Source organism: Trinickia acidisoli, from assembly GCF_017315725.1.
In the GTDB taxonomy this organism is placed as follows: domain Bacteria; phylum Pseudomonadota; class Gammaproteobacteria; order Burkholderiales; family Burkholderiaceae; genus Trinickia; species Trinickia acidisoli.
Genome location: NZ_JAFLRG010000002.1, coordinates 2,285,255 through 2,298,768 on the forward strand (window position 1 = coordinate 2,285,255; position 13,514 = coordinate 2,298,768).

Here is a 13,514-nt window from a genome sequence, read left to right on the forward strand (position 1 = left end):
AAAGGCGCGGCGAGATGTTCTCGAACCTCGACGATTACCGGGAGGCCGCAAAGCGCTTCCTACCGGAGTTTGCTTTCTGCTATCTCGAAGGCGGCTCGGAGGACGGCGTCACGTTGCGCAGGAACCGGGCCGCGTTCGAACGCATTACGTTCGAGCCGAAGATGATGGTCGATGTGACCGCCGTCGGTACCGGAACCGAGTTGTGCGGGAAATATGCGGCGTGGCCGGCCGTGGTGGGGCCCACGGGCCTGAATGGTCTGTACCGCCGGGAAGCCGAAGAATCGTTGGCGCGCGCCGCGCATCGATTCGGCTTGCCGTTCGTACTGTCTACGGCCTCGACGAGTTTGCTCGAGGACGTTCGCCAGTGTTCGGATGGCGAACTGTGGCTGCAACTCTATGTTCAGCGCGATCGCCGCATTGCCGAGGACATGATGGCGCGGGCGAGGGGGTGCGGGTATTCCACACTCGTCCTAACCGTGGATACGCCGGTGCCGGGGCAGCGCGATCACTACGCGAGGACGGGCTTTAAGCTGCCGCTACGTTGGACGCCTCGATTGCTGTGGGATGTCGTCACGCATCCGCGCTGGACGGCCACAGTGGGAATTCACGGCATTCCCCAACTCGTCAATCTGGCGCGGAGTGCGGGGCTAGGCGCGAACATTGAAGCGCAGGCCGCGGCGCTCGGTAGTCAAATGGATATGTCGTTGGAATGGCATGACATCGCGTGGTTGCGCAGGCACTGGCAGGGCAAGATTCTGATCAAGGGGCTCTTGAGTGTCGCGGATGCGAAGCGGGCCGCGCAGCATGAAGCCGATGGCGTCGTGCTCTCGAATCATGGCGGTCGTCAATTGGATGGTGCGCCGAGCGCGATCGAGATGCTGCCTCACGTCGTGGCATGTATGCCGCGCGGCTTCGAAGTCTATATCGACGGGGGCGTGCGTAGAGGTAGCGACATTGCGAAAGCCGTGGCGCTCGGCGCAAAGGGTACGTTGCTGGGGCGCGCCCCGCTGTACGGGCTTGCCGCCGCGGGGATAGACGGTGCGATAGCCGTGCTCGCTCAATTGAACCGAGAACTCGAAACGTGCCTGCGGCTGCTTGGTTGCGCCGACATCAACGCATTGACGGACGCCTATCTTCTCGGCAATTGCGTATCGGCGCTAGAATTCGAATAGGTTTTACGAAATCGATGGAGCGTGCATGTTGAACGATACAGGTTTCCATTTTCATCGGGGTAACGTTCCGCTACTGATCTCGATTCCTCATCTCGGTACGGACATTCCACCGGACATTCGTCGGCAGTTGACCGATGTGGCCGATGTCGTCGCGGACACCGACTGGCATCTCGATCGCCTCTATGATTTCGCGATTGCGGCGGGGGCATCGGTGCTTGGCGCGCGCGTCTCCCGCTACGTTGTCGATCTCAATCGCCCGTCGACCGGCGAGAGTCTTTATCCGGGGCAGACGACCACAGGGCTTTGCCCGACAGAAACGTTCCGCGGGGAGCCGCTGTATCCGAACGCAGGCGCAGCGGATGCGACCGAAGTGGAGCGTCGTCTGAATGCTTATTGGCGCCCGTACCATGCAAAGCTTCGCATGGAGTTAGATCGCTTGAAAGCGGAATTCGGCAACGTGCTGCTGTGGGAGGCGCATTCGATCGCGAGCGTTCTTCCTAGGCTGTTCGACGGCAAGTTGCCCGATTTGAACGTGGGCACGAACTCCGGCGAAAGCTGCGACGCGCGCGTGCTCGATGCGATCACTGCATCGCTGAGCGATCAGCCTTTCACGTGGATTGCGAACGGACGATTCAAGGGCGGGCATATCACACGCGCCTACGGCCGGCCTGCGCAAGGCATACACGCGGTTCAACTCGAGATGTGTCAATCGACCTATATGAATGAGGCGGCACCGTTCGACTATCGGCCCGATCTTGCAGATCAGGTCAAGCCCGTGGTGCAGGGGATGGTATCGGCGGCACTGGAGGCCGTGCGCTCGCTTCCACGGTGATTCGGGTTCGCGTGCCTTGCTCGCAGAGAGGCCGATTCGAAATACAGAGCGGCGAGAGGATTGAATCACCGATGCTTATTTAAAGGATCAAGTTTCGTACGGAAGACCTTCTCCCATTTTTGCGCGCCTACGCTGAAGGTACCCGCTCGAAGAAGCCGGGTTCTTATAGGGCTACAGGAGACCGGACCACCGATCTCGTCGGACAGCGCAATCAATCAGTAGGTGAGGAGGTCAGCCATGCCGAAGGTTCGTCAACCGCTCGTTTCCCAAGGACGCCGAGCGTTCGTCTCGGGTGCATCCAGTATCGCCATTGCCGCCGCGGCGTCGCCGCTAATCCTGACGTCGAAGCGCGCCCGGGCAGCGGACCGGCAAATGTCGTTGGTGAGTTGGGGCGGTGATTATCGTCGCGCTGTCGAGGAGTCGGTCGTCAATCCGTTCATGAAGGAAACGGGTATTCAAGTGACGATCGTCGATACGCCCGACATGGCGAAGCTTCGTGCGCAAGTGATGACCGGTAATGTCGAGTGGGATGTGTTCGATGCCCCGGGTGCACTCGGTGTTGCGGGCGCAAACGCGGGACTTTGGGAGCCGTTGGACCCGGCGATATTCGATCGCAACGATTTGATCATCGACGTCAAGAACAATCTGTTGCCGTGGTATGTCTTCGTAGGGGGTATCGCGTGGGATCCGAAACGCTATCCGGCCGGCAAACATCCACGTAATTTCAAAGAGTATTTCGATACCAAAACGTTCCCTGGCCGTCGTACCTTCCGAAATCGGCCCAGCGAGACGTTCGAAGCCGCGCTGCTTGCGGACGGCGTGCCGCCCAAGCATCTTTATCCACTCGACGTGGACCGCGCGTTTCGCGTGCTCGACCGCATCAAGCCCGACGTCGTCAAATGGATCGACCAGACGCCGCAAACATTGACGCTACTGGCGACAGGCGAAACCGACTACACGTACACCTACGCATCGCGTGTGAAGCCGGCGAAGGCCTCCGGTCAATCGGTCGACTTTTCGTTCGACCAGACCGTCAATGGATTCGAGTATTTGGCGGTGGTCAAGAACACCCCGAACAAGCAAGCGGCGATGAAGTTCCTCGCATTCGCGGCGCGTCCGGATCGTCAGGCGGCATTCATGGAACTCATTGGAAATACGCCTAGTAGTAAGAAAGCACTTGGCCTCATGAGCGCGGAGAGCCGTAAATGGATACCCGATCTGAATTCCCCAAACAGTGTGCTGATGGACGACTCGTGGTGGGCGAAGAATTTCGACGAGGTGACGCGCCGATTCAAGGAATGGACGATGTCCTGACTGCGCCGATGAACTCGGCATAGCGTACGCAATTCATTCAAGGAGAAAGCATGGAGTCACGTAATCCGATGAGCGAAGACATCGACGCGCTGAAGCGACGCGTCGATATTTCAACCGCGTTCGGTTGGTCGGTGGTTTCCGGGTTGACGGCCATCGTATTGCGGGAGAAAGGCGAGACGGCACTCAACGACGTATGGCGCGCATTGATGACCGCGGAGCAATCGCACCGCTTTGTCGACGCGCTCGAAAAGCTCGGCATTCGCGGCGGCACGCCCGCGGTGACGGCCGCGAAATATCACTACTTCAGCAATTCGATCGGCGGCATCGACATGCAGTACATCGAGGAGTCGCCGAAGAAGGTATGGATTCGCTATCTGCCGCCGTGGGGAACGTATCCGGGCATCTCGGCACTCACGGTACCGCCGTCGGTGCGGCGAACGATTCTTTCCACGTGGCACCCGCGTAACGGCGAGTTTCTCGGATGCCCCAGGCTGGGATGGGTTGCGACGAAATTCGTGGCGGAAGGACATCAGTACGACGAGGGTTATTTCATGGAATACGACCATGACTTGACGCCGCAGGAGCGCTTCAGGGTCGAACACGTCGAACGAACGCCCGAGTTCGACGCGGCGAAGGCACCCAAGCTCGATCCTGCTGTTTGGCCCGAGCAGCGTGTCCTGAAAGGCAGCGCCAACTATGCCTCGGATTACGTCAAGCACGTTATCGAAGTCATGGTGCGGCAGTTCGGCATGCATAGCGCTTGTCATATGGTGGCCACGGCGATGAAACTGCTTGCCGTGCAATTCACACCGTCGCTGAAAGCGTTGACGAAGGTGCAAGGCAACGGCGCATTGGCGTTGGCGCAAACTTATGCCGCCGTCATGGGCGCTTTCAAGAACGCGCCGCGCGTGCAGGAAACCGAGCCCGATTCTGCCGAGGTGAGCTTCGATACCTTCGAACCGTTTCCGTTTCTCACGTCGTCATCGATGCGAGCGGCCGTGTTCGCGTTCTTCGAGATGAGTGTGAGAACGCTGAATGGACATGTACGTATCGAGCGCGCGTTCGACGAGAAGGCGAGCACCGAACGGTGGACCCTGACCGACACGCATCGGTGGCTTTGGTGAAGCGGACGACGAAAGAATGGAACGACATCTTCCGATGAATCACTTTTCGACTGACGACAATATTCCGAAGCTGCTTCGCGATTGTGCGAAACGAAGCCCCGAGCATGTGTTCTGCCGAAGCGACACCGAGACGCTCACCTATGCCACGCTGAACGAGCGAGTCAATCATCTCGCGAATGGGTTGAGTCGCATGGGTGCGGCGGCGGGTACGCGAGTCGCGGTCATGCTTGCGCATCACATCGACCACGCGCTGGCATTCTTCGCGCTGTGCAAAATCGGCGCGGTTCAGGTGCCGATTAACGTTCATTTGAAGGGTGCCGGGCTCGAGCATGTGCTGACGCATTCCGAGCCCGAATTCGTGATTGCGGATCGCTGCTATTCGGATGCGCTCGCTCCGATTATCGAGCGTATGCGTGTCCGCGTGATTTGGCGCGGCGACGTTGAGGGTGCCGCGGATAGTGACGGCAATTTTGCTTGCGCGGCGTCGCACCCGAGCGCGGCCGAACCCGCGTTTGACGCAAGCGATGCCGATTTGCGCGCGATCCTCTACACGTCCGGCACGACGGGCCCAGCCAAGGGTGTGCAGATGACCGACCGGATGTACCGCGCCGCGGCACTCGGATCGTCATGGATCGGCTCGATCGAGCCTGGCAGTGTGCTGCATTTCTGGGATCCGATCTATCACGTCTTCGGTAGCGAAGTGCTGGTCATGGCACTAATGCAGCCCATTACGCTCGCGTTCGTTCCGAGGTTCAGCGCGTCGGGTTTCTGGGGCGAGGCGAAGAAGTTTCAGGCAACTCATCTGCATTTCGTCGGCGGTGTGCTGCAATTGCTTCTCAAACAACCGCCGTCGGATCTGGACCGTTGCCATGCCGTGAAAGTGGCGTGGGGAGGCGGTGCCCCGGTCGACGTATGGAGAGCGTTCGAAAGCAGATTCGGCGTGCTGGTTCGAGAGGGATATGGCATGACGGAAACGTCGAGCTTCAGTGTGATCAACGTGGACGGCAGAGTCGGTTCGATCGGGAAGGCGGTCGATTACTTTACCGTTGAAGTCGTAGACGAAGGTGGCAGGTGCGTCCCGCCTGGGGCGATCGGCGAAATCCGCGTTTCGCAGCGTGAGCCCGGAACGATGACGCCGGGCTACTACCGCAATCCGGAAAAGACGGCCGAAGTGATCCGTGACGGTTGGCTTTACACGGGTGACCTGGCTCGACAAGACGACGAAGGTTTCTTCTATTTTCTGGGGCGTAAAAAGGATAGCCTGCGCCGTCGAGGCGAGAACGTCTCGGCATGGGAAGTCGAAAACGTCGTGAACGGACATCCTTGCGTCGAGGAGAGCGCACTGATCGGCGTGCAGAACGAGTTTGGCGACGAGGATTTGAAGATCTTCCTCAAGCTGAAGGCCGACGTGCCGGCGTTCTCGCCCGACGAATTCGTTTCTTGGTGCCAGGCGCGGATGGCAAAATTTCAGGTGCCGCGCTTCGTCGTCGTTGTCGATGACTTTCCCAAGACGCCTACGCAGCGAGTGCAAAAGACCATGCTGTCGCAGCGAATCGATGACTGCTGGGATTCGGAAGCTTAGGCTTTCAATCGATTGCGCTGTTCGTAGCCGACTCAATGGTGACTAGCACCGAAGGGCGGGCGTCGCGAGTGAGCGGCGACCCGCATGCGGCCGGTGCGAGGTGAAGTGGCCGATCAACGTTGCTTGCCGACATGATGTATCCCGGCGCGAGCCTGACGGCCGATGCATCGTGACGCAGCGTCGCGCCGTTGCCGCTCAGGACACCGCGCCCAGGCCATACTTGCCCGTCAACAATTCGCCGGTTGCGAAGCGTTCGATCGAGTACGGTTTGAGCGACACATCGGTCGGCAGGCCGAGCGCTTCTTGCGCGAGCACGCGGCCGACTGTCGGAGAGAGCTTGAAGCCGTGGCCCGAGAAGCCATAGCCGACCACCAGCCCCTCAATTCCGGGCAGTTTGCCCAGCACGGGATTCCAGTCGGGCGTCACGTCGTACACGCCGGTCCAGGACGAAGCGATGCCGGCTGTCTCATACGCCGGAAAGCGTTCGGCCACTTGAGCGCCCACTTCGACCACGTAGTCCATCGGAATATCGCCTTGCTCGGTTTCGGCCGTATTGAGTTTTTCGCCGACCACGCCCTCGCTCACGAGCATCTGATTGCCGCCATAGCTGCGGTAATAGAGCATGCCCGGCGATGCGAGATCCTTGAACACCGGCATCGAGAACGTGTACTTCGCAGCTTCGCATTCGAGCGCGAGTACGGCATGGCGCTCGGGCATGATCGGGAGACTCAGGCCAGTCCAACCCGCGAGTTCCGGCGTCCAGATATTCTGCGTACTGATGACCATCGACGTGGTGAAATCGCCGATGCTCGTCGAAACGCCGACGACCTTGTTGTTCTCGAAGAGAATCTTGTTGACGGTCGCGTTCTCGCGAATCGTGATGCCGCCGCGGCGAGCGGCCCGCGCGAAGCTGGTCGCGACGAGGTAGGCATCGGCGAAGCCCGCTTCCGGTTCATAGCCGATCAGTGCCGCATCGTCGAACCGCGCGATCGGCAGCAATTCCTTCGCCTGCCGCGCGTCGAGTAATTCGAGCGGAATGCCTTGCGCTTGCTGTTGCGCGAGTGAGGCACGAAGCGGTTCGATCTTGTCGCCCTCGCTGGCAACGATCATATAGCCGCACTTCACCAAGCCGCAGGACGCTTCGTCGTCGCCGAGATAGGTGGCGAAGTTGTTGAACACCTCCCACGATTTGCGGGCGAGTTCGACGTTCTCCTTGACCGAATAATGAGTCCGCAAGATGCCTGAGGATTGCGAGGTCGTGCCCGCTCCAATCGTTCCGCGGTCGAGAACCAGTACGTTCTTCGCACCCAACTTCGACAGTTGGAACGCCACCGAGCTGCCGATGACACCCGCCCCGATCACCACAACGTCATATGTATTCACAGATCCATTCCTCTTTTTCAGCAAGGCATGGACGAAGTGTGAGTCGGAAAAATCAGCGCCGCGGAAATATAAGGAGATTCGATCTTTAGTAAAAGCGCCTATCGATAATCCCGGCATTCGGCGCCTGACTGCCGGGCGATCGAGCCGGAACGGCGACGAGAATGTCGCCGTTTTGCGTTTACTTGACTCGGTGCGGGTCCTCGTGACCAAGCCGGCGAATTCGTCCGGTGAAAAGCACGACCGCCGCAACCACGGGGATGATGAGCATGCCTTCGAGAACGTCGGGATCCAGCGGTAGATGAGCTGCGTGAAGCGCCCGTAACGCCGCGCCCGAAAGATTGAGGACGTAGTAGGAGATCGCGGCTACCGATAAACCCTCGACGGCGTGTTGCATCCGCAGTTGCGTGCGTGCCGTCCGATTCATCCCTTCGAGCAGTGCGGTCGTATGTTCTTCCTGCGCTAGGTTGACGCGAGTTCGCAAAAGATCGACGGCGCGCGCGAGCCGCGTTGCGGATTGTTGGTGGCGCGCCCAAACCGAACTGCAGGTTTGCATGGCAGGCAGAAGCCGGCGTTGCATGAATTCGGCGATGGTCGGAAAGCCTTCGATTCGCTCTTCCCGAAGTTCGGCGATGCGGGCGACGATGAGCTTTTCGTACGCTTCGGATGCGCTGAAGCGTGTTTCAAGGCCGGCGTGCGCCTCCATTTGCCCTGCCAGCCGCGTGAGTTCGCGCAGTAGATAAGCGTCGTCGTGGTCGTGACCGGGCTGCTCCATGCGCCGCATGAGCGCGGAGAGCGATCCGTCGAGCTTGCTTAGAAACTGACTGTGACGGCGCGCATCGGGCAGGGCGAGCAGCGCCATCATGCGATAGGTTTCGATTTCGAACAGGCGTTGGATGAGACGGCCGGCCTGCGCTTCGCGGAATCCGAGATCGAGCACGAGAAAGCGCGAGAAATGATCTTCATGCACGAGCCAGTCGCAATAGACCTCGCCGCCTGTCAGAACCTTGCTTCCCACGAGCACGGGCCCCGGCAATAACTCGTGAACCTGCATGCGGGCACGTTCAGCGTCTTCATTGCAGCGCAATTCCGCATGAACGGCGACGAAGACGCTTTCTTTCAGCATGGCGAGCCACGAAGCGGGGAGATCCCGCATGGCCGCCCCGCAAAACAAACCATCGGGTGCGCCGGTATGGACGAACGTGAAAGTGGAGAACTCCGTGTGTTTCTCCCACTTGACCTGCCAGTTATCTTTTTTTGCCGCGTAATGATTGTGCTGCGGCGACGGCGGCGGCAGATCCATAGCGACAGACAATGCGGCTAGCAAGCGGCCGTGGATCTCTTCGTCGCGCTCGGAATAGATGGCGAGATGGCTCAGGGATGCGGGGCCGTCGATCCGAAGGAACGGGCGGGCGTGAAGCTCCTTCGAGAGCGGATCTCTGAGCGGATGGTCGAGCGAAGAGAACATGGATGTATCGATAGCCGGGCGTGACAGTGTAGCGTGTTCACATGGTGGGAGCGGAGGACTGTGGTTTTCACCGTCCGATGGATCTTCGGGCTGCTGTTCTTTCTGCTGTCGAGCGTTCGATTCCGCAAAATTAAACGAGCGGTTGTGTGCAGCATAAGAATGATTTATGTCGGAGGCACTTAAATCGTTCCTGCCTATGATGAGCCAAGCATGAGCCAAGCCTAGATACGCTATCGATATGAATACGCAAAAACTTACTGAGCAATACGGCCCTCGCGAGTCGATGGAATACGACGTCGTGATCGTCGGCGGAGGCCCCGCCGGTCTGTCCGCGGCCATCCGGCTCAAGCAGCTCGCGCAAGACAAAGGCGTCGAGCTGGGCGTGTGCGTGCTCGAGAAGGGGTCGGAGATCGGCGCGCACATCCTCTCGGGCGCCGTGATGGACCCGCGCGCCATGGACGAGCTCATTCCCGATTGGAAGGAGAAAGGTGCGCCTTTGAACGTTGCGGTGACGGAAGATCGTTTCCTCTTTCTCACTGAGAAAGGTTCTGTCAAGACGCCGAACTGGGCGCTACCCGAGAATTTCAAGAACCACGGCAACTACGTCATCAGTCTGGCCAACGTCACGCGCTGGCTTGGGCAGCAAGCCGAGGCGCTGGGCGTCGAGATCTTCCCCGGCTTCGCCGCAGCGGAGGTGCTCTATCACGACGACGGCTCGGTCAAGGGCGTGGCGACGGGCAACATGGGCATCGGCAAGGACGGCGAGCCCACCGAGAATTTCCAACTCGGCATGGAGCTGCACGCGAAATACACGCTGTTCTGCGAAGGCGCGCGCGGCCATCTGGGCCGCCGCCTCAGCGAGAAGTTCAAGCTCGAGCAAGGGGCCGACCCGCAGGTCTACGGCATCGGCATCAAGGAACTGTGGGAAATCGATCCGGCCAAGCATCAGCCGGGGCTGGTGATCCATACGGCCGGCTGGCCGCTCGATACGCAAACGTACGGCGGCTCGTTCCTCTATCACATCGACAACCACCAGGTGATGGTGGGCTTCGTGGTCGGCCTGGGCTATACGAATCCGTACCTGTCGCCGTTCGAGGAATTCCAGCGCTACAAGACGCACCCCGAGATCCGCCGGTTCCTGGAAGGCGGCAAACGCATTTCGTACGGTGCACGCGCGATTACGGCCGGGGGCATCCTATCGCTGCCCAAGCTCGTATTCCCGGGCGGCGCGCTCGTGGGCGACGACGCGGGCTTCTTGAATGCCTCGCGCATCAAGGGCAGCCACGCCGCGATCAAGAGCGGCATGCTGGCGGCGCAGGCCGCGTTCGACGCGGTGCAGGCGGGCCGCCAAGGCGATGAGCTGGCGGCCTACCCCGAGTCGTTCAAGCAATCGTGGTTGCATGAAGAACTGAACCGTGCGCGCAATTTCAAGCAGTGGATGAGCAAGGGGCTCTATCTGGGCACGCTGATGGTCGGGATCGAGCAGAAGCTGTTCGGTGGCAAGGTGCCGTGGACGCTGCATCATCGGCATCGCGATCACGAGATGCTCAAGCCGGCCTCGCAGTGCACGCCGATCGTCTATCCGAAGCCGGACGGCAAGCTCACGTTCGATCGGCTCTCGTCGGTGTTCCTCTCGAACACGAACCACGAGGAAAATCAGCCGGCGCATTTGACGCTCAAGGATGCAGCGGTGCCGGCGGAGGTGAATCTGCGTACCTATGCGGGCCCCGAAGGGCGCTACTGCCCGGCGGCCGTGTATGAGTTCGTGAAGAACGAGGACGGGGGCGACCGGCTCGTCATCAATGCGCAGAACTGCGTGCATTGCAAGACGTGCGACATCAAGGACCCGACGCAGAATATCGTTTGGGTGACGCCCGAAGGCGGCGGCGGGCCGAACTACGCGAATATGTGAGGGTACGGGGGTAAGTTACCGATGGGCCCGTCGATGCGTTGATATTGCTTTCATCGCGGTGACGCCTCTTCGATTGCGCGGCGTGCGCGGAGAAGTTCATCGGCAAGACGGTCGACATTGGGGAGGAGCGTTCGGTATTCGGCAGCAAGCACCTTGTTCGGCAACCCGTCCAGTGCATATTTCGCGACGGCAAGATCCTTCTGCGCGCAGAGAGTCAATCCAACGGGTGGGTTCTCGTCCTCTCGCATCCAGTGCTCTCTCGCATAGTTTAGATACCTGTGCATTTGGCCCGCGTCGGCATGACTAAATCTACCGATTTTCAAGTCGATTACTACAAGCGCTTTGAGCCGGCGATGAAAAAACAGAAGATCCACTCGGTACCATTCATCGCCGATCCGAAGAAGCCGCTGGCGCCCGACGAACGCGAAATCATCGCCGAGTTCGAGGAGAAAATCTTCAAGGCGGCGAACGAGCGCAGCTTCAAGATCGGACTCTGAATATTCATCTCGATGTGTCGGCCGATTTCCCAGTAGCTTGCAGTCATTAATGCATTGACCGTTCGCGCCGCCATGTGTCGCGCGCTTTCCAGCATGCCGACGATCGCAGTTCGCAACTGCTCGTAGTTAGCCGCCCCTGTGAGTACGTCAGTAATCTTCTTTCGTCCAGGCATAGTTTGCGTCTACTCGATTGTGATTGGCGTGACGGTGCGCCGAGTAGTGTAGTACGGCCACTTGAGACGTTCGACTAGGCAAGATAGTTTTACGGACGAATGACCGGTTACCGAGACTTGCGGCCGGTCTCGAAGCTGCGCATCTTGAGGGCGGTTTGGCAAGGGCGGGGACGGACGTGGGTCGCGCTGTGGCTTTGCTCGTGCAGCGGCTTGCGTGACGACTATAAGTAGCCGAGCCCTGGTGGCCCCAACTGCGGTTTCCCGCGATAGAGATCGGCGCCATGTTGCGAGCTGACGATCAATTCTATGCAATCCTGGTCCGCATACCGCAGGAAATACCGCTCCATCAGCAGCGCGAAGATGTACAACGAATGGCCGGCAAACGCCGCCCCGTCGATCGTCAGCGTCACCTGAATGCCGGGCACGAGGACGGGCATCGGAATGGGCTCAATGCGCATCATCCGCTTGATCGTGCGAGAACTCAGTCCGGAAATGCCGGCGATATATCGGCTAGCATCGGGCGGGGCGGGCTTGGCAAGCTGGTATAGCAGCGCTTGCAGTGCGAAAAGGCCGGAAGGCGAGAGCGCCGCATGGTTCGGCGAGAGCGCCGAAAGTAGCCGCCAGAGCGCGCGATCTTCGTACGGCGGCTGACTGCTTGCGGACGGGTTCACGAGCATCGTGATCGGCCTGCCGAGGTTCAGCGCCTCGCTATGCAGATCGCCGTCGGGGGCCCCGATGCCGATCGTTGTCGGCACTTGACCGTTCGTGCACGTTAGTTTGATCGCGAGCTTGGATGCATCGGGCGTCACCGGTTGTTCGTCGAGGTCGACCAGCCGAATCGCGGTGCCGCGCCCGATATCCCAACTATTCTTTTCCTGCAGCCAGAACATGCCCACGGGCGACTCGTGTTGCAACGATTTGTGCGGCGGAATTTCGGCGCCTGGCGTGCCGCCCTCTACACCGTGCATGATGCGCACGGAGTCAATCGAATGGATGACGGCAGGTGCGCCATCGCTGCTGGGCAACGCAACAGGGTAGGCGGATGTGTCCGCCGTCACGTCAATGGGCTTCGCGTCGGCCTCGAACAAGTTGATAACGGGCGCGCAAAAGAGTTGCAGATGGCCAGCATCGAGTTGGCCGAGCCGCTGTATTGCCGCTGCGTTAGCGGCCTGTGCGACGACGGGAAGATGCAACGCGAGCCTACTGCACGGGCCGGCTGCACGCAGCAATTGGGCGAAGTCGATATCGATGAAGTGAAACTTCCGCGGAAATGCGGCGTATTCGAGTAGCAGCCGTAGGGCTGGCTCTCGGGCGTGCTGTGGCTCGGCCATGATCGCTTCGTCGTCGGCGAAACCGACTGCGGAGGCGGGTGTTTTCTCGAGTGCTTGCCAGCGGCGGCTGCCGTCGGCTTCGACGAACGCCGTCTGCGGATGCAGCAGCAGTGCATCGATGAGTGCTGCCGTGAGGAAGCGATCGGCATTCAGATAGATGCGGAGCGCCTGCGGCAGGAGTTCGCTGCCGGATGTCAGTACGTGGCCTGATGATACGAATTCGATCGTGACGATGCCCAGCATGTCACTCGGCAGTTGTCCGATGCCAAGAGGTGGCGCGGCGGTCGGCGGCGAGAACTGCGCACGCGTAATACCGAGTGGTGCGAGCGTGACGTCCCACGCTGTGTTGAACCGACATAACGACGGGCGATGCTCGAGCTTCGTGCCGCGCGGCATGACGACCGTTCGCGTGAGGCCATCAAACATGCCATCGACATCGAACTGTGCAATGGAGCAAGACGGAATCGGCTTCAAATAGGCGGGAAACACCGTTTCGATCAGTGCGTCAGTGAATTCCGGGTAGTGATCGTCGATGCGTTTCGCGGAGCGGGCGTTGAGCCAGGCAGCCGATTGAAGCATGCGCTCGACGTGGGGATCGTCTGTCTGCCCACCGGACATCGATAACCGAGCTGCCGCTTTCGGATGGGCTCGCTCGAACTGAAGCATGTCCTGACGCAATTGCGCGAGTTCGCGTTCGAAGTACGGCAGAAGTTTTTCGAATTCGTCCAT

9 protein-coding genes and 1 pseudogene are annotated in these 13,514 nt (G+C 59.9%); 6 read left to right on the forward strand and 4 right to left on the reverse strand.

All coding sequences use genetic code 11. The features are described 5' to 3' along the window. Positions 1-14: 14 nt before the first annotated feature. From J3485_RS28455 to J3485_RS28475, 5 genes are all read left to right on the forward strand, one after another. Complete coding sequence (locus tag J3485_RS28455; RefSeq protein ID WP_206958073.1) at positions 15-1,172, forward strand: alpha-hydroxy acid oxidase; 1,158 nt, start codon at positions 15-17, stop codon at positions 1,170-1,172. 25 nt (positions 1,173-1,197) lie between these two features. Continuing rightward, positions 1,198-2,004: an N-formylglutamate deformylase gene (gene hutG, locus J3485_RS28460; protein WP_374192474.1), complete on the forward strand. Its 807-nt coding sequence runs from the start codon at positions 1,198-1,200 to the stop codon at positions 2,002-2,004. A 237-nt stretch (positions 2,005-2,241) separates the two neighbouring features. Then, positions 2,242-3,318 (forward strand): ABC transporter substrate-binding protein, encoded by a 1,077-nt coding sequence (locus tag J3485_RS28465; RefSeq protein ID WP_206958075.1) that lies wholly within the window; start codon positions 2,242-2,244, stop codon positions 3,316-3,318. A gap of 50 nt (positions 3,319-3,368) precedes the next feature. Continuing rightward, positions 3,369-4,442, forward strand: coding sequence for a hypothetical protein (locus J3485_RS28470; RefSeq protein ID WP_206958077.1), 1,074 nt, complete (start codon positions 3,369-3,371; stop codon positions 4,440-4,442). Positions 4,443-4,476: 34 nt separating this feature from the next. Beyond that, positions 4,477-6,024, forward strand: a complete 1,548-nt coding sequence (locus J3485_RS28475; RefSeq protein ID WP_206958079.1) for an AMP-binding protein — start codon at positions 4,477-4,479, stop codon at positions 6,022-6,024. A gap of 195 nt (positions 6,025-6,219) precedes the next feature. On the opposite strand, the gene J3485_RS28480 is transcribed toward J3485_RS28475, so the two are convergent. Then, positions 6,220-7,407 carry an NAD(P)/FAD-dependent oxidoreductase gene (locus J3485_RS28480; protein ID WP_206958081.1) on the reverse strand — a complete coding sequence of 396 codons (1,188 nt, stop codon included), beginning with the start codon at positions 7,405-7,407 and terminating at the stop codon, positions 6,220-6,222. 178 nt (positions 7,408-7,585) lie between these two features. Next, positions 7,586-9,211, reverse strand: a complete 1,626-nt coding sequence (locus J3485_RS28485) for a DUF3422 family protein (protein ID WP_242539114.1) — start codon at positions 9,209-9,211, stop codon at positions 7,586-7,588. Between J3485_RS28485 and J3485_RS28490 the strand changes: the two genes are divergently transcribed. Further along, on the forward strand, positions 9,111-10,784 hold the full coding sequence (locus J3485_RS28490) for an electron transfer flavoprotein-ubiquinone oxidoreductase (RefSeq protein ID WP_206958085.1): 1,674 nt from the start codon (positions 9,111-9,113) through the stop codon (positions 10,782-10,784). The two genes, J3485_RS28485 and J3485_RS28490, sit on opposite strands and share 101 nt — an antisense overlap. 50 nt (positions 10,785-10,834) lie before the next feature. On the opposite strand, the pseudogene J3485_RS28495 reads toward J3485_RS28490, so the two are convergent. After that, a pseudogene (locus tag J3485_RS28495) lies at positions 10,835-11,293 on the reverse strand (PDDEXK nuclease domain-containing protein); the annotation flags it as partial. A 382-nt stretch (positions 11,294-11,675) separates the two neighbouring features. Next, complete coding sequence (tssF, locus tag J3485_RS28500; RefSeq protein ID WP_206958095.1) at positions 11,676-13,514, reverse strand: type VI secretion system baseplate subunit TssF; 1,839 nt, start codon at positions 13,512-13,514, stop codon at positions 11,676-11,678.

What these genes read in the sequence shown, in the direction of transcription:
- J3485_RS28470 (WP_206958077.1), top strand. Translation starts at nt 3,369, where the DNA reads ATGGAGTCACGTAATCCGATGAGCGAAGACATCGACGCGCTGAAGCGA.
- J3485_RS28455 (WP_206958073.1), top strand. Translation starts at nt 15, where the DNA reads ATGTTCTCGAACCTCGACGATTACCGGGAGGCCGCAAAGCGCTTCCTA.
- J3485_RS28475 (WP_206958079.1), top strand. Translation starts at nt 4,477, where the DNA reads ATGAATCACTTTTCGACTGACGACAATATTCCGAAGCTGCTTCGCGAT.
- J3485_RS28465 (WP_206958075.1), top strand. Translation starts at nt 2,242, where the DNA reads ATGCCGAAGGTTCGTCAACCGCTCGTTTCCCAAGGACGCCGAGCGTTC.
- J3485_RS28490 (WP_206958085.1), top strand. Translation starts at nt 9,111, where the DNA reads ATGAATACGCAAAAACTTACTGAGCAATACGGCCCTCGCGAGTCGATG.
- tssF (WP_206958095.1), bottom strand. Translation starts at nt 13,514, where the DNA reads ATGGACGAATTCGAAAAACTTCTGCCGTACTTCGAACGCGAACTCGCG.
- J3485_RS28485 (WP_242539114.1), bottom strand. Translation starts at nt 9,211, where the DNA reads ATGGCCGCGGACAGACCGGCGGGGCCTCCGCCGACGATCACGACGTCG.
- hutG (WP_374192474.1), top strand. Translation starts at nt 1,198, where the DNA reads ATGTTGAACGATACAGGTTTCCATTTTCATCGGGGTAACGTTCCGCTA.